Source organism: Sphingobacterium sp. BN32 (assembly GCF_030503615.1).
Taxonomy (GTDB): domain Bacteria; phylum Bacteroidota; class Bacteroidia; order Sphingobacteriales; family Sphingobacteriaceae; genus Sphingobacterium.
In genome coordinates, this window is sequence record NZ_CP129963.1 from 3,120,387 (window position 1) to 3,141,011 (window position 20,625).

The following is a 20,625-nucleotide window of genomic DNA, read 5'->3' on the forward strand; positions in this document are numbered from 1 at the left end:
GATTAAATTCCTGCTACTGATTTAGTCTCCACATGAATACCAGGACTCATGGTTGAAGAGATGTGAATACTCTTGAAGTACGTTCCTTTTGCTGCAGACGGTTTCAAACGAGAGATAGTTTGTAATACCTCTAATGCGTTGTCATAAATCTTGTCTGCGTCGAAAGACACTTTACCAACTGAAGTATGGATGATACCGGTTTTATCAACTTTGAAATCGATCTTACCACCTTTAACCTCTGTTACAGCTTTACCTACCTCAGTAGTAACTGTACCAGTTTTAGGGTTAGGCATTAAGTTTCTTGGACCTAAAATACGACCCAATTTACCTACTTTCGCCATAACACTAGGCATAGTGATGATAATGTCAACGTCAGTCCAACCACCTTCGATTTTGCTGATGTAGTCGTCAAGACCTACGAAATCGGCACCTGCTGCTTTAGCTTCTTCTTCCTTGTCAGGAGTACACAATACTAAAACGCGAACAGTTTTACCAGTTCCGTGAGGTAATGTTGCAATACCACGAACCATTTGATTTGCTTTACGAGGATCTACGCCCAAACGAACGTCGATATCCACTGAAGCATCAAATTTGGCTGTTGTAATCTCTTTTACTAAAGCCGCAGCTTCTTTCAAAGAGTACGCTTTACCAGCTTCAATTTTGGATAGTGCCGCTTTTTGATTTTTTGTTAATCTAGCCACTTTCTTAAACTGATTTCGTTAATTAATTTTTCCAAGGAGCATCACCGGATACAGTGATACCCATACTACGCGCAGTACCTGCTACCATTTTCATAGCAGATTCTACTGTAAATGCATTCAAATCTGGCATTTTATCTTCCGCGATAGTCTTTACTTGATCCCAAGTAATTGACGCTACCTTCTTACGGTTTGGCTCTCCAGATCCGCTTTTAAGCTTAGCAGCATCTTTTAATTGAACTGCAACTGGAGGAGTTTTGATGATAAAATCAAAAGATTTGTCGGCATATACAGTGATAACAACAGGTAATACTTGACCTGGTTTATCTTGCGTACGAGCGTTAAATTGCTTACAGAAATCCATGATGTTCACACCCTTAGCACCTAATGCAGGTCCTACTGGAGGAGATGGATTCGCAGCACCGCCCTTCACTTGTAATTTTACTAACGCACTGACTTCTTTTGCCATTTTGTTTTGTTATTTAATTTGTTAAATGTTTGTTAGTAAGTTGGAAGCAATAACGTAACATTTACTTTTTCTCGCCGTAACAAAACGGAGTTTTGCATACAAACGAGGTGCAAAGATATATAATAATTCTGAGAAACTAAAAGAATTTTTACTTTTTATCTGAAGAAGTACTTGGTACTTAGTAGTTAGTAGTTAGACCTAGATTTGACAATCCAAAAAACAAACAGCGTGTCATGTGATTTAATTCCTGACAAATATACCATTAATTTAAAGATTCATAAAGTGCCTTACTCATCGACAACTGATCATCATCGCCAGAAAACTCCCAGTACATCGCTCCAAGGAGACCTTGCGCTTTGATATAGGCAGCTTTCAACTTCAAGGATTCCACATTCTCAAAGGTAAAAACCAAAGTTCCTGTGTCATCCTGCAGATAGGGAACCTTCGCCACATCATCCCATTTCTCCTCGAAACCCGATAGCTTCGCGTAGTCTTTAAACATGACATAATCCGGAGTTTGCTTTTTATTGCCTCGACCATAAAACGGAATCCCCATGACCAGCTTCTCTTTCTTCACGCCGGCATTCATATGCGCTTCCATCGCTTCAACCAACGTGACCCGACCCGAGCGCTCCGATCGATACAAACTATTATGTAGAAATGGTGGCAAAGTCACATCATACATCATCACATTTACAAAGTCAATGTAAGGATCGATCCCCTTAAAATCTATATACTTGGCGTCGGCAAGCGTAGCCAGCGTCAATAACTTCTTTTTCCCGATCGCCTTTCTGATCTCCTGCATGAGTAGCGTGAAATTATCAATATCATCCGGCGAAGAGGAAATTCCCGACTCACTGCTGCTCGGATATTCCCAGTCCAAATCAATACCGTCCAGATCAATAGTTTTAACAATACGTTGGCAGTCTTTGGCAAAAGCTCTCCTATTTTCGGCCGTTGCTGCCATCTCGCTGAAGCGACCACTCCCCCATCCACCAATAGAAAGCAATACTTTCAAATGCGGACTTTTCTTTTTCATGGCTACTACCTCACGCAAACGCGGCTCATTCGAAATCATGACCCCGTTGAACGTCTTATCTACATGACCAAATGCATAGTTAATATGCGTAATCAAGTTCGGATCCGGCAATGCCTTCGATCCGGCGGTGACATACGAAATAATAAAAGGCTTTTGTTGCGCCTGCGACAACAAAGATGCGCAGACAAAAAATGCGAGCAGAATGGTTCGGTAAAATTGCATAATGTTTAGGTTGAAAATTATACAGTAAGATATACAATAAATAATTCCCATCCAATAACAGCAAGTAATGAGTATGTTCCACATAAATAAAACAAACCACCTGCCCATCCCATCGCCACTATGCAACAAAAAAAAGGCGCTGCAATTGCAACGCCTAAGGTCTTTATACTAAATACTAAGTACTAACTACTAGATAATAAGTACTAAATACTAGATTATTCTTTCTCTACTTGCATGTAGTTCAATTCAAGAGGAGTCTTACGACCGAATACTTTAACCATTACAGTTAATTTCTTCTTATCTTCATGTACCTCTTCAATTTCACCTGTAAATCCGTTGAAAGGACCGTCACTTACTTTTACAGTTTCACCTACGTAGTAAGGAACATTGATGCTTTCACCTTGCTCAGCCATTTCATCAACCTTACCTAAGATACGGTTAACTTCTGACGGACGTAAAGGAATTGCGTTTCCGGCTTTATCACCTAAGAAACCAATTACGCTATTTACATTTTTGATTGCGTGTTCAATCTCACCATCCAATGCGGCTTCGATCAAAACGTATCCTGGGTAATAGTTACGTTCTTTAGCCACCTTTTTACCATCACGCATTTGGTAGTATTTCTCCATAGGGATTAATACTTGCGTAACAAGGTGTTGAATGCCTAAGCGATTGATTTCTGCCTCTAGATATTGTTTTACTTTCTTCTCTTTCCCGCTTACAGCACGTACCACGTACCATTTTAAACTTTGATCTGCCATACTAATATTGGATTAGAAAATTAAGCTCCCGTACCGTACAACAACTCCATCACATTACTTGAAGCCTTGTCCATAATTAGGATAACGATCGCAATAATTAGGGAAGCAACAAGCACGACTACAGCGTGACTTTGCAATTGAGACCAAGTAGGCCAAGTCACTTTTTCAGTAATCTCTGTATAAGAGTCTTTAATAAAATCAAGTACTTTTGCCATTTATAATTTTTCTAAGTTAATTGCACGGGCACTAGGATTCGAACCCAGATCGAAGGTTTTGGAGACCTCTATTCTACCTTTGAACTATGCCCGTGTAGCTTTTTATTTAACGTTGCAAATATAGGTTTTCAACCCCATTACAACAAATATTATTTCAATTTATTATCAAAAAAACAGCCTTCTTTTGATACGAAGAATACAAACCAATTCTATTGAATTACAATAAAGAAAAAGCCCATCCTCCGACCATCTAAAAATCAGATGGTTTTGAAAAAATAAGCTAACCGACTTGCATCGGTTAGCTTAATTTCTATGTTTTAGAGATAATCTCTTTCGAGATTACGCTAAGATTTCAGTTACCTGACCAGCACCTACTGTACGACCACCCTCACGGATAGCGAAACGTAGACCTTTTTCCATAGCGATAGCGTTGATCAACTTAACAGTGATTGTTACGTTATCACCTGGCATAACCATCTCAGTACCTGCTTCTAGAGTGATCTCTCCAGTTACGTCTGTTGTACGGAAATAGAATTGAGGACGGTATTTATTGAAGAATGGAGTGTGACGACCACCTTCAGCTTTTGATAATACGTAAACCTCAGCTTTGAAATCTGTGTGAGGAGTTACTGAACCTGGTTTACAGATTACCATACCACGACGGATATCAGTTTTCTCAATACCACGTAACAATAAACCTACGTTATCACCAGCTTCACCGTAATCTAAGATTTTACGGAACATCTCAACACCTGTTACTGTAGATTTCAAGTTCTCAGCACCCATACCTAAGATCTCAACTGGATCACCAGAGTTGATTACACCTCTTTCGATACGACCAGTTGCAACTGTACCACGACCTGTGATCGAGAATACGTCTTCGATAGGCATTAAGAAAGGTAAGTCTGTCAAACGTGGAGGAATTGGAATGTAGTTATCTACAGCGTCCATTAGTTCCATGATTGAATCAACCCATTTCTCTTCACCGTTCAATGCACCTAATGCAGAACCTTGAATTACTGGAATATCATCACCTGGGAATTCGTAGAATGATAATAATTCACGAACTTCCATTTCAACTAAGTCTAATAACTCAGAATCATCAACTAAGTCAACTTTGTTCAAGAATACTACTAACGCAGGAACACCTACCTGACGAGCTAAAAGGATGTGCTCGCGAGTTTGAGGCATAGGACCATCTGTAGCAGCAACAACGATGATAGCACCGTCCATTTGAGCAGCACCAGTTACCATGTTTTTAACGTAATCGGCGTGACCTGGACAGTCAACGTGTGCATAGTGACGGTTAGCTGTTTGGTATTCTACGTGTGAAGTGTTGATTGTGATACCACGCTCTTTTTCTTCAGGAGCTGAGTCAATTGAATCAAATGAACGAACTTCTGACAAACCTTTATCAGCTAATACTTTAGTGATAGCAGCTGTTGTAGTCGTTTTACCGTGGTCAACGTGACCAATAGTACCAATATTTAAGTGCGGTTTACTACGGTCAAATTTCTCTTTTGCCATGTTTATGCGAATTAGTAATTATAAAATATTTCTTTTAATTATGTTACAAAGTTAAAAAAACTTTTGTGTCGAGCCAAAGATGGGATTTGAACCCACGACCTCTTCCTTACCAAGGAAGTGCTCTACCCCTGAGCTACTTCGGCTTACAAAAACCTTATTTACAGCTATAAGCCTCTAGTCTTTACATAAAAATATCAAAGAAGACAGAGACTTGTTTTGTTTTATAAATTGAGCGGAAGACGAGGTTCGAACTCGCGACCTATAGCTTGGAAGGCTATCGCTCTACCAACTGAGCTACTTCCGCTTTTTTTGTTTACGCTTTGAGAAAACTGCAAGCAGCTAAAGCGTAAACAAAGAGTGTGTGTGGAGGGAGAAGGATTCGAACCTTCGAAGCCGAAGCAACGGATTTACAGTCCGTCCCATTTGACCGCTCTGGAACCCCTCCAGACCTGTAACTAAAGTTACGTTTGAGCCTCCTATCGGAATCGAACCAATGACCTACTGATTACAAGTCAGTTGCTCTACCAGCTGAGCTAAGGAGGCGTATATAAATTTAATAAAACTTTCTTAAAGAACGGCTACCTGTAGATAGCGAGTGCAAAAATCTGATATTATTTTGACTTCTGCAAGTTTTATTTTTATTTTTTTTCACTTAAAGAACTCATCAAAACTTTCTTCGTTATTTCCCCGTTTTGATGATGCAAAGATAGCTACTGAAAGCACATTACAAAATATATTTATCCTTTTTTTTACGCTTCAAAAATCATTTACCTGATACGCAAGTAAATAATTTTTATTTTCAATTCTTCAGAACCCCTATATTTGCGCATGTTTAATACCAGATTATACAAACTTCTACCTCTTGCAGCCTTAACATTAGGTTTGCATCTGAATGCAACAGCGCAGAATAGCAGCGCGGACTCTACAAATTTCATCAAAAAAATCATCAAAAAATTCGTCTCCTCGGAGAAAGATTCCTCCCGATCGGCAAGCTTTATGGTACTCCCCGCTGTTGGATATGCACAGGAAACGGGGTTTGAATACGGTATCGCAAGTACCTATAACTTCTATATTGACAAACAGGACCTCAATAGCCGAACGTCAAACTTAACCCTCATCGGAACCCTGACGACGAAAAAACAAAAAAATATTAAACTCATCTCCGATATCTGGACCAAAGGAAATGAATACCACATCCTTTCCGAGCTGCGCTATCGCGACTGGCCATTTAATTTTTACGGTATCGGGAATGATACTTGGAAAGCAGATGAAGATTACCTCGACCAGAAACTATACCGCATCAAACTGGATGGCGAAAAAAGATTCGCCCCCAACTTCTACGCCGGACTAAATGTAAACTACGAGCATCTAAAATTTAAAGACATCGAAACAGGCGGTATTTTCGAAGAACCAACGGTCTATGGAAAGTCTGGAGGACAGTACCTCGCATTCGGTGCATCGGCATTGTACGACAATAGAAATAACACCACCTATACCACTCGTGGTTTTTACGGACGTGCCAAATATAGCTATGCGCCAAACTTCTTCGGCAAAGACAACTTCATCGGTTCCCAAGTTGAAGTCGATGTACGCGGCTTCTACCCCATCAGCAATACCCTGACCGTCGCCGCCCAAGGTCTATTCCGCGGAACCTACGGCGACAAAGTCCCATTCTACGTGCTCCGTGATCTAGGTGGCGATATGACCATGCGTGGCTATTACCTCGGCCGATACAAAGACAATAATTATGCTACCGCCCAGGCAGAACTGCGCTATAGATTTCACCCCCGCGTCGGAATCAATGGATTCCTCGGAACCGGCAGCACCTTCTCCAAAGAAAATGATATCCGATTACTCCCAAGCTACGGCGCCGGACTGCGCTACTTCTTTAGCTTAGAACATAATAGCAGCATCCGGTTCGACTACGCCTTCGGCGAACAGCGCCCCGGCGAAAAAAGACAGTCAGGCTTTTATTTGAGTATTAGTGAAGCGTTTTAGAGTAGTAGTTAGTATTTAGTAGTTAGTATTTAGACCTAGGGCGGGATTAGATCTTAGACGTTAGATTTAAGATATTAGAGCAGGCGCCGATTAGGCGCCCTTTGCTGTCTAAAGGGTTGTCTGATCCTTTGGTTTAAATAAGAGGGTTTGTCTTGAACCAAGAAAGGAAGGATTTTAGAATTTTCAGGATCGGGTGTTGTGGCCGATGAATGGACAGCATAGGTCTAACTACTAACTACTAAGTACTAACTACTATTCTGAACCAGGAAAGAAAGGATTTTAGGATTTACTGGTCTATAATCTAATGTTTGTTATCTAATATCTAATCTGAAAAAGAACACGACAAGTATGTTCCCTACTATAGCCCTTTCACACCCATTTATTAGCCCTTTCGAAGCGTTTCTGAATGGGTTATACATTGGGTTTGAAAGGGCTTTGAAAGGGTTTTAAGCGGATGAAGGGTTAATCGTATTTAGGGCGGAAAATCGTGTTGGATACAGGGATGGCATTCGTCATAGGAGACGTTTAGTGAAACTGCGCTACGCTTGAAAGATACTGACAATTAATACCGTGAATATGTATTTTTTCTGAACCAAGAGGGTTGTGTAACATGAACTGTGTCAATGGGGAATTAACCTAAACCTAAAAGCTCTTATCTAGCCTGATTCTATCACCAAATTTGATATAGAGTTGGGATATTGTCAATGCCCAGTTATGTGCGGGCATTGTCCATTTTTTGGAAATATCCCTGATGATCAAATACATTAGTTTTAAGAGCGCCTGTTCTGAGTTGAAAGCTCCCTTTGTCTTGGTTATCTTTCTGATCTGTCGATGCATCCCCTCAATGGGGTTAGTCGTATATATAATCTTCCGTATATGCTGGTCATATTCGAAGAAGGTGGAAAGATTTACCCAATTTTCCAGCCATGACTTAACTGCTAGTGGATATTTCTTCCCCCATTTTTCCTCGAACAGCAGCAGGTTCTCATAACCCATTTCTTCATTGACCGCTCGGTAGATTGGTTTCATGTCGGCTATTACTTCTCTTTTGTCCTTATCTGTCACATAGCGTATGCTCGAACGGATCTGATGAACAACACAGAGCTGGATCCTAGTCTTTGGAAATATGGCCTCTATAGCTTCAGGGAAGCCTTTAAGCCCGTCAATACAGGCAATCAGGATATCCTCAACACCGCGTTGCTTTAGGTCTGTAAGAACCGAAAGCCAAAATTTAGCGCCCTCATGTTCTGAACTATAAAGCCCGATCAGGTCTTTACGACCATCCATACCTATACCCAATATATTGTAGATGGCTCTTGATTCTACCGTTCCGTTCTGACGAACCTTATAGTGCATGCAGTCCAGGAATACAAAAGGATAAACAGCTTCTAAGGGGCGACTTCGCCATTCATTGACAGCAGGCATGACGCTTTCGGTAATCCGAGAAATCTCTGTCGCGGAAATCTCCATAGCATACATTTCACGGATGAAATCGCTGATACCACGCATGCTCATACCTTTGGCATACATACTCAAAACATGACCTTCTAACTGTTCTGTAATGATTAATTGGCGTTTGGGGACAATCTTAGGCTCGAACGTTCCAGATCGATCGCGGCTCGTTTCCAACTCGAAGGTGCCCGTATGCGGACCCCGGACCGTCTTTTTGGTCTTGCCGTTCCTACGATTACTATTGCCTGAGGCTTTTTCTTCTTCAAGATGGTTGTCCATCTCGCCCGAAAGCATCGATTCCAATAGATGTTTCATCAGGGGCGCCAGAACGCCGTCATTGGGAGATAGGCTCTTGCCTTCGGATAATCCTTGAAGCGCTTCTGCCTTGAAGCGTTCAAAGTCAAATGGGGTCTGTTCTTTCATGACCGTATCGTTTGAATAATTGAATATAATGAATTACATCTAATTATTCCCCTGACACAGTTCAGGTTACAGTCTCACCAAGAGAGAAAGGATGAAACGATTTGCAGGATCCTGTCAATCCTTGCATCCTTCCTTTCCTGATTCAGAATAGTAGTTAGTACTTAGTATTTAGTAGTTAGACCTATGCTGTCCATTCATCCTAACCATCCTTAAATCCTGTCAATCCTTCCTTTCCCCGACAACTCCTTTAGACAGCAAAAGGCGCCTAATCGGCACCTGCTCTAATATCTTAAATCTCACGTCTAAAATCTAATCCCGCCCTAGGTCTAAATACTAACTACTAAATACTAACTACTACCCTCAAAACTGCAAAGTAAACACACTTCCCTCCCCTTCTTGGCTGTCTACCAGGAGGTTTCCGTTGTGCATCAGCATAATTTGCTTACTGAGGGTAAGTCCTACGCCGGTTCCGGTTTTTTTGGTGGTAAAGAATGGGGTAAAGATCTGTTCTTGGATGTCGGGCGACATGCCGACGCCGTTATCTTGAATCTTGATCTGTATGCGGCCGTTGCTCTCGATACCAGAGAGGCTGATATAAGGTTCCGGCTGATCTTTGACGGCTTCAATGGCGTTGAGCAGCAAGTTAATTAATACCTGCTCGACCAAGCTGATATCTGCCAGGAGGACCATCCGTGTATTTTTGATGATGATATCTACGTCGATATTCTTCTGTAGGAGCGTTGGCTCCAGGAGCTGATAGATGTTTTCGAAGAGTTGCACCAGCAGAATTTCTGCCACTTGTGGCTGATCGACTTTATTGATCAGGCGATAGCTCTTCGCGAACTGCAAGAGCCCTTCGCTGCGGCGTTTGATCGTAAATATCCCGACTTTAAGGTCCTCGATATCCTGATCACCCTCCCATTGTTCCAAACGGCTATGCAGGGTTTCGGCTAGGGAGCTGATCGGACCAATAGAGTTCATGATTTCATGGGTCAATACGCGGAGCAGCTTATGCCAAGCTTTTGTTTCTGTTTCGTCGATTGCTTCGTTGATGTTTTGGTACACCACGATGCGAAACTGCCCATCCTGGGTTTCAAATTCCGAGCATTGCAGGAGCACTTTGATCTTTCCCGAGGCGGAATTGGTGGTTTCCATCTGTTGCTTCCCTACTTTCAGCTGCATGGTCTTTTCATACAGATCGGCATTTCTGCGCTGCAAGCCTGCGATATTGCCAAGATGGGGGACCTGAAAGAGGGATTTAAAGGCATCGTTTACCCAAATAACTTTACCGGTATCGGCATGGAAGAATAAGATGGCGGTATCCAGCATATTGATCACCTTGTTGAGATACTGATGCTGAAGCGCCTGGTCGATGCTTATGTTCTTATAGATTTCGTTGATTTGGTTGAAAGCCTGAAAAAGCTTTCCCTCCGTCGATCGGTTATTCTTGACCACGAAGCGGCGAGTGAAGTCTCTGTATTTTACCGCTTCGGAAAATTCGAGCAATTGTTTCACGAGAAACCGATGGCTGGCAACAAAGCGATAGGCTAAATAAAAAGAAATCAGAAAAAGTAAAAGCGCATAGCTATAGTAGCCTAAGAAAATTAAATAGGCGATACCCACTGCCAGCGACAGGAGTGCCAGCACTTTAAAAAAATCAGCAATCGCTATTCTCGACATTTTATAAATTATATTTCTCTAGGCGTCTGTATAAAGCGGCTCGTGTCAGACCCAATTCCTTCGCAGCCTTGCTGATGTTTCCATTGTAACGGTCAATGGCTGACTTAATCGCCTTCCGTTCCATCTCTTCCAGGTTATGCGAAGAAAAGTCGGCACTTGAGCTCGTTGTTTCAGGAACAGACTCAATGGGAGAAAAAAGAATATCATCAGCACAGAGACTTGATTGATCAGACATAATCACTGCCCTTTCAATACTGTACTGCAATTCGCGGACATTTCCCGGAAAGTGGTACTGCTTCAGTTTTTGTATGGCATCGGCTTCTAAACCGGCAATGTTTTTATGGTATTTCTTATTGTAAAAATCAAGGAAATGGTTCGCCAAAAGAGGGATATCATCTGTTCGCTCACGCAGTGCGGGCACCTGTATCTCCAAGGTGTTGATTCTGTAGATCAAGTCTTTTCGGAACCTTGACTCATCTGCCAATGATTTCAATGGAACATTCGTCGCGGAAATTAAACGTATATCCACTGCAACCGGCTGGCTTGAACCCAAAGGAACAACCGCGCGATTCTGCAATACACTCAATAGCTTCGCCTGTTGTTGCAGGTTGATATTTCCGATCTCATCCAGAAAAAGCGTACCAGTGTCGGCATTCTCAAAACGGCCTTTTCGATCTTCCCGGGCATCCGTAAATGCTCCTTTCTTATAGCCAAACAGTTCACTCTCAAATAGGGTTTCCGTTAGTGAACCTACATCGACTTTGATAAATGGATTTTTATTGCGCAAGGAACGTTGATGGATAGCATTTGCTATGAGATCCTTTCCCGTTCCGTTTTCTCCGAGGATAAGGATATTGGCTTCGGTAGGTGATACCTTGTCGAGCTTGTAAAACAGGTCGTTCATAATGGCCGACTTGCCTACAATACCCTGATCCGTAACCAAGGGCTTCGACTTCACATTTGCCTGAGCCGGTTTATGCTCGTCCATCAATCCCTGTAGGGTGCTCAATAATTGTTCGTTCTGCCAAGGCTTCACGATAAAGTCCGCGGCGCCTTGTTTCAATGATTTCACCGCTAAATCTACCGCGCCATAAGCCGTAATCATCACGACCTGCACCGCAGGAAAATTCTCCTTCACCTTGCCCAACCAGTATAAACCCTCGTTACCGGTATTGATGGCACTCTTAAAGTTCATATCCAATAAGAGGATATCAACCGAATGCTTCTCTAATATATTCAGTAGTTTCTCCGGGTTATGTTCTACAATAACCTCTTTAACTTTCGGTCTTAACAGGATACGGGTGGCGGTTAATAAATCCTGATCATCATCTACAACAAGTACGGTTGCTTTCTTCATGCTAGGTCTAAGTTAATTATAAATCCAATGCACCTGCATAGTAATCGTTAATATATTTTTGAAGCAACCACTCGTATTGTTTGATCACCAACTGACTACGCGTGTTGTCCAATTTGTTTTTCGCAGTCAAATAGATGACCGAATTACTATTGCCCGCTTCGAAATGTACATTAGCTATCCGGAAAGCTTCCTGATAGCTTTTCTCCTGTTCTTTCAAATTCTGGACATTCGTCTGTGCCGTCCGCAAGTCGAATACGGCTTTTGCGGTGTTCATCCGGAGTTCGTTTTCACGAATACTTTTATTCAGCACTGCCTCGTTGAAATCAACCTGCGCCATGCGCACATTCGTACGAGTTGCAAATCTGTTGAAAATCGGGATGGTTAAGCTTAATGACACGCTTTTTCGAAGGTTATTCTTAATCTGGTTAAACGCTTCGCCCCCATCCTTGCTGTAGTTAGATCCTAAGCCAGCACCGAGGGATAGCGATGGATAATATTCTGACTTCATCAGTTTAATATTTTCCTCCATCTCCTTCATCCGCCAATCCAAAGCGCGATACTCAGGGAGCACCGTCAAGGAAGAACGAAAGAGATCCTCGGCGTTGTATACCCTGCTCGCTTGCTCGGTCTCCAATTTTTCTAATGCGGGCAGTTCGGTAACAGGGATGTTTAAAAAAGTCGCAAGTGTTAATTCTGCATCATTCAAAGATTGCTTCGTCTGCTCCAACAAATTCAGATCGCTATTGTATTGTCCTTTGATATCGTAGAGGTCGCCCGGAGCAACCGCACCTTCTCTGTTCAAAACCTCGTGTCTATGCAACTGTTCTTTCGTTACAGCAATTTGCCCTACAATCTGAGTCAGCATATCCTGCGCCGTTAGGACTTTCAGATAAGCCTCGATGACATCCAGTTTCAGCTCATTTCTCGCACCCTCAAACTCCAACTTCCCTGCCTCCTTCGCATTCGCCCTACGTCGGATATTATGCAAGATCGCAAAGCCATTGAATATGGGAACATTCGCACTTAGGTATTGATTTCCGTAGCTATTATAGCGGTCTACATACTGGTTGGTCGTCGGGTCAATACTTCTACCCTGACTAAGTTCATGCGATAATCCAGCATTAACCTGCGGCAAGCGATCGTAGCGCGCCTGTTTATGTTGTAAATCCGCCCGGTCTATATTCAGTTCCGAACGCAATAAAGTAGGATTATTCGTTATTGCCATGCGAATGCAATCCGAAAGGGACAAGGTTTTTGTTTGCCCCTTAAGATTGCTAACTAAACAACAACAAATTGTTACGATATATAAATAGATGGTTAAGTATTTCATGTATGCAATTTCTCATTGCATTCCATAGCCTATGCCAATTATATGAATCACTGATTATCAACATCTTAATGTAGCTTTGGAAAAAGGGATGTTCGGAGACGAACAACAAAGTGTTCGGTAGTGGACAATTGGTTTTTTTAGATGTGAGATATTAGATGTGAGATTTTAGATGTATGTCTGTCCCTGAATAGTGTTGACCGTTTTTACAATTTATCAACTTGATCAAATATAGTTATTAGTGGTTTAGGAGACAATATCTCCCTAAACCACTTTTCTTCGAAACTCTCTGGCGACATCCTATGTAATGAGTTGTGCAGTCTTCGTTTATTGTACTGTTTGACAGCTCTATTGACCATTTTTTTTAAGCTTTCGAACGTCTTGGGCTTCCAATAATCCAGATACTCATTCTTGATGGTTCCATTGATCCGCTCAGCGTATGCATTGTCCTGGGCACTCTTGCCCATGCTCACCCTGCAATTATTCTCTTTCAACAGCTGCAGATAAGCTGTCGCATGATATTGGGCACCTCGGTCTGAATGATGATATTGGGGTGCCCCGTTATTCTTAAGGGCCATTCGTAGTGCCTTAAGATTAGCTGTTGACTGCATATGATTGGATACTTGATATCCAACGATCTTTTTGGTGTAAACGTCGATAATGAACACTCCATAGTAGAACCTATCGCCCACGTAGAAGTAGGTGATGTCCGATTGCCAAACCTGATTGGGAGTCCCTACAACCAAGCCATTGATCAGATTAGGGTAGGCTGTGGAAAGCCCGCGAGTCGTCCTGCGATAGTTCTTCTTGACCTTCAATCGATATCCTAAAGACATCATGGTCTCTATGAAACGATCTCTCCCCACAAAATCCGGACGGAGCATATAATACAGTTTTTCCACCCCACAACCGGGATGTTCCTTACGCACTTTATCCGCTTTTTCGATCAGCTCAGCGAATTGAACCTGATAACGGGAATGGCGAACAGCGCGCTGATGCACCGCCTGTTTGCTCATACCAACGGTTCTATAAAGCTGATTGAGGGAATAATCTATTTTTCCTGCGTGTTCCCGGAACCATCCGATGGTGGGGTGTTGAAATTTTTTCTGATATCGACCTTAAGATCCTCTCCAGCGATGTCGATCATCTTCTCCAAGAAATCGATCTTGATCTGCTTCTGGCCGATCATCCGCTCCAGTTCACGGATACGCTGTTCCATGGCTTTTACTTTGTGGGTGCTACTTGATTTCATCTCCATTATACGTTGTCCTTTCTCATTAAAGTTAGAAAATTTATAGATCCAATTATAGATCGTGGGATTACTTATTCCATAAAGCCGCTCTAACTGTAGAACACTCAACTTCCCACTCTCAAATAGGGAAACTATTTCCCGCTTAAAATCATCAGAATAAACCCGTGATTTCCTGATTAACCGCAAATTTGTTTGCATTTAGTACCTCCATTTTGTGGTCAACCTATTTCAGGGATGGACATATCCCGTTAGTATATTTATTGAGTTATTAGCGCATCCAATTAAGGTGAAACTCATTTACCATCCATCTATCGTTTATTTTACTGAGTTGAAATAACCAACCCATTCCACAATCAATGCAATGCTGATCTAAGCGAACTACCGCTCTGTCTTTATTTTTGTTTAAGATGGGTAGACAAAATTCGTATCGTCCCTGGTATTGCTTTGGATTCCTGTCCCCAGATAATTTTGGCATAATGGGGTATTTTTGCTTCAACCAGGGCGGCATGCGGGTCGTGGAGGCTAAAGCGCTTTGCACAACAATACCTATCGAATCCTGTTCTTCTGCGCCCATCAATCTGATGATCTTTCTAAGTGGCAGGATATTTCCGATTATTAAATCGTTGTTTTCATTTATAGCTTCCGCTAAATGATAAGCCTCGAGCGAGTCGACAATGTATGCATGTGGAACTCCCTCTCTGATGAACTCAAATTCAATGGAATCTGATTCAATGATGGCATCGATAATTTTAGCGTGCTCAAACTCCAAATCGAATTGCGTTAATTCGCCCATCCAAACAGCGGTCGCTTTGTGCCTAATTCCCGTTTCTTCTTTACAGCTTATAAACGAAAGAAGAACACTCGCGATTAATAGTAGATTCTTCATAATTCAAAGTGTTATATACTTCTATGATGCAGAAAACCTATTATTCCATAGCGAATGAATGAAGAATAAATTAAGGAAGTGGCATATCCATCGGCTTTATATTTTGAATGAACATAAAAAAAGCGTCTAGATTAATCATCTACACGCTTTCAATATTTTAAAGTTCTAAAGAACTATTTTTTACTGAATCCTAAGATACCAAATACTACTTTGAAAGCTAAGAAAGAAGCAACAAGTACTAAAATGTTAGCAATCCAAGAGAATACTGATGCTAATTGATCTAATGAAGTGATCACATCAGGTACAAAACGAATAAATACGCCAACTAATCCAATAACGATGGCAATAGTTAAAGAAACATAATATTCTGTACGGTTTGCATTATTATCCGTATGTTTTGCTGGTCTTTCTACAGTTGTATTTTCCATAATTGTTAAATCCTTATTAAAGCTGCACAAATGTACAAAGTTCTATGTGCTAAATAAAATAATAATTACAATAAATTAACGCGACAGTGCTTGTTCCAAGTCAGCGATCAAATCTTCGGCATCCTCTACTCCAACCGATAAGCGCAATAAGTTGTCAACAACCCCTACTTTCTCACGTGCTTCCTTCGGAATCGAACCATGCGTCATCGTTGCTGGATGATTAATCAATGATTCCACCCCACCAAGTGACTCTGCTAAAGTGAATACCTTAAATTGAGAAGCGATACGGAAGGTTTCGTTCAGATCAGCACCTTTCAGTACGATCGATACCATCCCGCCAAAATCGCGCATTTGCTTTTTCGCGATCTCATGTCCCGGATGGTCTGTAAATCCCGGCCAGTAAATCTTATCTACCTTCGGGTGATCTTTCAAGTACTCCGCTACTTTACGACCGTTTTCACAATGCGCTTTCATACGCAAATGAAGCGTTTTTATACCACGCAATACTAGGAAAGCATCTTGTGGACCCGGTGTTCCACCACATGCATTATAGTAAAACCATAAGTTCTTATACAGCTCTTCATCGTTCATCAACAATGCGCCCATTACGACATCGGAATGTCCCCCTAGGTATTTCGTTACGGAATGCATAACGATATCAGCACCTAAGTCTAACGGATTCTGTAAATAGGGAGAGGCAAAGGTATTATCAACGACATAAAGCACCTTTTTCTCTTTTGCTACCTCCGCAATCGCTGCGATGTCAGCAACCTTCAACGTCGGATTTGTCGGCGTTTCTACCCAGATCAATTTCGTTTTATCGGTAATTGCGTTACGAACGGCTCCCACATCCGAAGTATCCACGAACGTAAATTTAATCCCCATAGGTTCATAAACTTTCGTAAAGATTCGGTATGAGCCACCATAAAGATCATCACCCGTTACGACTTCATCACCAGGTTTCAACAATCGAAGAACACAATCGGTCGCTGCCATTCCGCTAGAAAAAGCTAAACCGAATTTGCCATTTTCTAAAGCCGCCATGCAGTCCTCTAAGGCTTTGCGCGTTGGGTTAGTTCCACGTGAGTATTCAAAGCCCTTGTGATCGCCTGGAGCTTTTTGTTGATAAGTCGATGTTTGGTATATAGGAGTCATTACGGCACCCGTGGTCGGATCAGCTTGTTGTCCGGCATGGATTGCCTTGGTTGCGAATTTGTAAGCCATAATAAATTTGTTTTGTACTCGCTAAGTTATCAAAAATCTAGCGGAGAGGGGTATTTAAAAGTGTAATTGAGCAATAGCGGAAGCTTTTCACCGATGACAATTTTCTGAAAACTGTCCTTCGGTTCAAACCCTGCCGGATAGGATAAGATATATTTCTCAGCGGATTTCATGATCACCTCCTTCTTCAAAGGGTGCTCAGGACATACCAAATTATAGATACCATTAGGGATTTGCCTATCGATTGCCCCTTCGACAAGACCCAATACATCGTCTAAATGTATAAAGTTGGCAGGCTGATCGCCTGTAGTAACGATTTTATCCTGGAAGTATTTGGCAAAAATCCGTTGCTTTCCAAAAAGCCCCCCAAGTCTGAACACGCTGGTATCGGGCAGACTTTGCATCCGTTTTTCAGCGAATCTTAATTTCGGCATCAGCTTATCTTCTTCACTATAGGTTTCATCGAAAGTTCCGTCGATATCCGGATAGACGCCTACTGAGCTTAAGAAATAGTGCTTATCGTAAGCTATTGCACTCAGTGCTCGAAAGACCTGATAGAAACGAAATCCCAAATCTTCCAAACTATTCTTCGCTGTTGCGGGAACTGAAGTCACCACAGCATCGAATCGCACTTCCAGCGGAAGATCCAGTTCCTTCTCATGGTCGAAGTTGTGGACATAAGCAAAAATACCATCGCTTTTAAGGCGATGGTATTTTTCTTCCTGGGTCGTTGTCGCCCAAACTTGCCACCCCTTGCTTTGGTATAGCTTTGCAAGCTCCTCGGCTACCCAGCCACAACCTAATATCAATAGGTGCTTCATATTTTAGTATGCTTTTGCAAACAATACACGTTGTTTAGAAGGCTTGCCTGTAAAAATACAAACTCCTTCCTCTTCCTTCGCATCCAAAGGAATACAACGGATTGTTGCTTTCGTTTCTTCTTTCACGCGTTTCTCAGTTTCCACTGTACCGTCCCAGTGACAGCTCAAGAATCCACCTTTTTCTTCTAATAAAGTTTTAAATTCATCGTATGAGTTAACTTCGGTGATGTGTGAATCTCTGAAGTTTAACGCTTTCTGATAGATATTATCTTGGATCTCGTCTAATAAGGCATGAATTCTATTAGCAAGGCCTGCTTGTTCTACTGTTTCTTTGGTCTGTGTATCGCGTCTCGCCAATTCTACCGTACCGTTTTGCATATCGCGTGCTCCAATCGCAACGCGCAATGGAACACCTTTCAATTCCCATTCTGCAAACTTAAAGCCAGGACGTTGTGTATCGCGGTCATCATATTTAATCGATATACCTAAGATCTTCAACTCTGCGCTCAATCCATCGACATAAGCATCAAGATTTGCTTTTTCTTCGTCTGTTTTATAGATAGGAACGATTACCACTTGTATTGGCGCCAGTCTTGGAGGCAATACTAGACCTTGGTCATCGGAATGCGCCATAATCAACGCGCCCATCAAACGTGTGGAAACGCCCCATGATGTTGCCCAAACATGCTCTAACTTACCTTCTTTCGAGGTGAACTTCACATCAAATGCTTTCGCAAAATTCTGACCTAAGAAGTGGGATGTTCCTGCTTGCAAAGCTTTACCATCTTGCATCAAAGCCTCGATACAATACGTATCCAACGCACCTGCGAAACGTTCGTTCTCCGTCTTACGTCCGCGTACTACCGGCACAGCAAGAATCTTCTCCGCAAATTCAGCATATACATCTAACATTTGTTCCGCTTCTGCAATCGCCTCTTCAGAGGTTGCGTGCGCAGTATGGCCTTCTTGCCAAAGGAACTCTGCAGTTCTTAAGAAAAGACGCGTACGCATTTCCCAGCGGACAACGTTTGCCCATTGGTTTACCAATATAGGAAGGTCACGGTAAGACTCGATCCATCCACGGTAGGTATTCCAGATGATGGTTTCCGATGTAGGACGAACAATCAGTTCCTCCTCCAACTTCGCCTCTTCATCGACAACGATATTACCATTGCCATCGTTCTTTAAACGATAGTGCGTTACTACAGCACATTCAGTGGCAAAACCTTCCACGTGGGATGCTTCTTTTGAGAAGAATGATTTGGGAATAAAAAGGGGGAAATAGGCATTCGAGTGACCGGTTTCTTTAAATCTTTTGTCCAGAATGGCTTGCATTCTTTCCCAAATTCCATATCCGTATGGTTTTATCACCATACATCCCCTTACAGCAGAGTATTCTGCCAGATCTGCCTTAATGACTAGATCATTGTACCACTGCGAATAGTCTTCGCTACGGCTCGTAATTCCTTTACTCATTCTTTAATACTATTTTATCTAAACAAAAGGGCGTTTGCAAGCCCTAGAGAAGGGTTGATGTACCTTTACGAAAAATTATTTGTAAATTTGATTGGCAGATTAAACCCCAGGCGTTATGCCGGGTCTAAGATAATAATTAAAGACGTAAAATCGAATTTTAACTGTTTTAGCATCATGAAAAACAAGAAGATATTATTAGGAGGAGCAGCACTAGGATTACTAGCGTTGATAAGCTCTTGTTCTACAAGTAGCCGCACCGTATACCGGGACGATGTCTACAATAATCGTGATGCGGGACAAGTATACCAAAGCCCAGACTATTATTATACTGATGGGACAGCAGAAGGTACAACTACAGATGCAGAATACTATGCAGATGACTATACTGATGAAGCTTATGCAGAAGGTGGCTACGAGCCATTGAATGATTTGGAATATGCAAACCGCATTAACAGATTCTACTATAACTCGCCAGGAATGATGTACTACGACCCATGGTTTGATCCATGGTACGGGTATAGCGGATTCGGCTTCGGCTGGAATTCCGGCTGGGGATGGTCTATGGGCTTCGGCTGGGGCAGTCCTTACTGGAGCATGGGCTGGGGTAGTCCATATTACGGCTACGGATATGGCGGCTGGCCATACTACGGCGGATACTGGGGTTACAACAGCTACTATAGCCACTGGGGCAACCCATACTATGGCTTGGGCTATGGAGGCGGATACTACAATAATTATTACAACAGCAACCGCCGTGTAGCATCCAATCGTAATGACGTTGCAGCACGTCAGCGCGCCAACTCAGGACGTTCATATGTAACTAGAGATGCGAGCGGTCGTTATGTAACTGGCCGTGCAGCAAGTACTCGTAATACGGTAAACAGAACAGGAAGCGACCGTAACTCGGGACGCGTGGATCGTGGATCTACTATTGATAGAACATCATCAGGTAGAACGAATACATCAAGATCGCAAGGAACGATCGACAGAACTGGATCTGATCGTAACAGAGGTACAATCTCTAGAAACCCAGCGACACGTTCTCAAGGAACTATAGAAAGAAATCCTGCGACACGTTCTCAAGGTACAATCAACAGAGCGCCAAGCAGCAGAACACCGAGCAGCAGAAACCAAGGTTCTGTACGCGAAACGCCATCTCGTTCTAGCGGAAGCTTCGACAGAGGGTCATCATCAAGCCGTCCATCATCTAGTAACGGTGGATTCAGCAGAGGATCATCCGGTGGTAGCAGCATGGGAACTAGTGGTGGTGGCGGAAGTCGCTCAAGCGGTGGCTCATCAAGAGCTTCCGGTGGATCTAGACGTTAATTAATATAATTATATTTATTATAGCCAATATAGAACTCTTTATATTG

19 protein-coding genes and 5 tRNA genes are annotated in these 20,625 nt (G+C 42.2%); 2 read left to right on the plus strand and 22 right to left on the minus strand.

Features of this window, described 5'->3' with window-relative positions:
• Positions 1-2 precede the first annotated feature (2 nt).
• The 11 genes from rplA to QYC40_RS13205 all read right to left on the minus strand — a co-directional run bounded on the left by rplA (position 3) and on the right by QYC40_RS13205 (position 5,474).
• Positions 3-701 (minus strand): 50S ribosomal protein L1, encoded by a 699-nt coding sequence (gene rplA, locus QYC40_RS13155; RefSeq protein ID WP_149526994.1) that lies wholly within the window; start codon positions 699-701, stop codon positions 3-5.
• A 22-nt stretch (positions 702-723) separates the two neighbouring features.
• Positions 724-1,167 (minus strand): 50S ribosomal protein L11, encoded by a 444-nt coding sequence (rplK, locus tag QYC40_RS13160; protein WP_149526995.1) that lies wholly within the window; start codon positions 1,165-1,167, stop codon positions 724-726.
• 262 nt (positions 1,168-1,429) lie between these two features.
• Entirely contained in the window at positions 1,430-2,428 is a 999-nt protein-coding gene (locus QYC40_RS13165) for a glycoside hydrolase family 18 protein (RefSeq protein ID WP_301990607.1), read from the minus strand.
• 215 nt (positions 2,429-2,643) lie between these two features.
• Positions 2,644-3,189: a transcription termination/antitermination protein NusG gene (gene nusG, locus QYC40_RS13170; RefSeq protein ID WP_149526997.1), complete on the minus strand. Its 546-nt coding sequence runs from the start codon at positions 3,187-3,189 to the stop codon at positions 2,644-2,646.
• A gap of 20 nt (positions 3,190-3,209) precedes the next feature.
• Entirely contained in the window at positions 3,210-3,404 is a 195-nt protein-coding gene (gene secE / locus QYC40_RS13175; RefSeq protein ID WP_149526998.1) for a preprotein translocase subunit SecE, read from the minus strand.
• A gap of 23 nt (positions 3,405-3,427) precedes the next feature.
• Positions 3,428-3,498, minus strand: a tRNA-Trp gene (locus tag QYC40_RS13180).
• Between the two features lie 245 nt (positions 3,499-3,743).
• Entirely contained in the window at positions 3,744-4,931 is a 1,188-nt protein-coding gene (tuf, locus tag QYC40_RS13185; protein ID WP_301990608.1) for an elongation factor Tu, read from the minus strand.
• A gap of 71 nt (positions 4,932-5,002) precedes the next feature.
• Positions 5,003-5,074, minus strand: a tRNA-Thr gene (locus tag QYC40_RS13190).
• Between the two features lie 88 nt (positions 5,075-5,162).
• Positions 5,163-5,235 (minus strand) — tRNA-Gly (locus QYC40_RS13195).
• A gap of 60 nt (positions 5,236-5,295) precedes the next feature.
• Positions 5,296-5,376, minus strand: a tRNA-Tyr gene (locus QYC40_RS13200).
• A 25-nt stretch (positions 5,377-5,401) separates the two neighbouring features.
• Positions 5,402-5,474 (minus strand) — tRNA-Thr (locus QYC40_RS13205).
• A gap of 285 nt (positions 5,475-5,759) precedes the next feature.
• Here QYC40_RS13205 and QYC40_RS13210 point away from each other — a divergent pair.
• Entirely contained in the window at positions 5,760-6,929 is a 1,170-nt protein-coding gene (locus QYC40_RS13210; RefSeq protein ID WP_301990609.1) for a BamA/TamA family outer membrane protein, read from the plus strand.
• Positions 6,930-7,571: 642 nt separating this feature from the next.
• Here QYC40_RS13210 and QYC40_RS13215 read toward each other — a convergent pair.
• The 11 genes from QYC40_RS13215 to proS form a co-directional block, all read right to left on the minus strand.
• The gene (locus tag QYC40_RS13215) at positions 7,572-8,804 is read right to left on the minus strand and encodes an IS256 family transposase (RefSeq protein ID WP_301990610.1); all 1,233 of its coding nucleotides are present in this window, start codon (positions 8,802-8,804) and stop codon (positions 7,572-7,574) included.
• Between the two features lie 360 nt (positions 8,805-9,164).
• Entirely contained in the window at positions 9,165-10,484 is a 1,320-nt protein-coding gene (locus QYC40_RS13220; protein WP_301990611.1) for a PAS domain-containing sensor histidine kinase, read from the minus strand.
• Position 10,485: 1 nt separating this feature from the next.
• Positions 10,486-11,841, minus strand: a complete 1,356-nt coding sequence (locus tag QYC40_RS13225; protein ID WP_301990612.1) for a sigma-54 dependent transcriptional regulator — start codon at positions 11,839-11,841, stop codon at positions 10,486-10,488.
• 16 nt (positions 11,842-11,857) lie between these two features.
• Positions 11,858-13,171, minus strand: a complete 1,314-nt coding sequence (locus QYC40_RS13230; protein WP_301990613.1) for a TolC family protein — start codon at positions 13,169-13,171, stop codon at positions 11,858-11,860.
• A 203-nt stretch (positions 13,172-13,374) separates the two neighbouring features.
• Positions 13,375-14,184, minus strand: a complete 810-nt coding sequence (locus tag QYC40_RS13235; protein WP_301990011.1) for an IS3 family transposase — start codon at positions 14,182-14,184, stop codon at positions 13,375-13,377.
• Positions 14,185-14,219: 35 nt separating this feature from the next.
• Entirely contained in the window at positions 14,220-14,618 is a 399-nt protein-coding gene (locus QYC40_RS13240; RefSeq protein WP_301990012.1) for a transposase, read from the minus strand.
• 70 nt (positions 14,619-14,688) lie between these two features.
• Positions 14,689-15,306 (minus strand): hypothetical protein, encoded by a 618-nt coding sequence (locus QYC40_RS13245; protein ID WP_301990614.1) that lies wholly within the window; start codon positions 15,304-15,306, stop codon positions 14,689-14,691.
• A 173-nt stretch (positions 15,307-15,479) separates the two neighbouring features.
• Positions 15,480-15,734, minus strand: coding sequence for a hypothetical protein (locus tag QYC40_RS13250; protein WP_301990615.1), 255 nt, complete (start codon positions 15,732-15,734; stop codon positions 15,480-15,482).
• 75 nt (positions 15,735-15,809) lie between these two features.
• On the minus strand, positions 15,810-16,958 hold the full coding sequence (locus tag QYC40_RS13255; RefSeq protein WP_301990616.1) for a cystathionine gamma-synthase: 1,149 nt from the start codon (positions 16,956-16,958) through the stop codon (positions 15,810-15,812).
• A 29-nt stretch (positions 16,959-16,987) separates the two neighbouring features.
• Positions 16,988-17,776 (minus strand): GDP-L-fucose synthase, encoded by a 789-nt coding sequence (locus tag QYC40_RS13260; RefSeq protein WP_301990617.1) that lies wholly within the window; start codon positions 17,774-17,776, stop codon positions 16,988-16,990.
• A 3-nt stretch (positions 17,777-17,779) separates the two neighbouring features.
• Complete coding sequence (gene proS, locus QYC40_RS13265) at positions 17,780-19,252, minus strand: proline--tRNA ligase (RefSeq protein WP_301990618.1); 1,473 nt, start codon at positions 19,250-19,252, stop codon at positions 17,780-17,782.
• A 174-nt stretch (positions 19,253-19,426) separates the two neighbouring features.
• Between proS and QYC40_RS13270 the strand changes: the two genes are divergently transcribed.
• Positions 19,427-20,578, plus strand: coding sequence for a hypothetical protein (locus tag QYC40_RS13270; protein ID WP_301990619.1), 1,152 nt, complete (start codon positions 19,427-19,429; stop codon positions 20,576-20,578).
• The last annotated feature ends 47 nt before the right edge of the window (positions 20,579-20,625 follow it).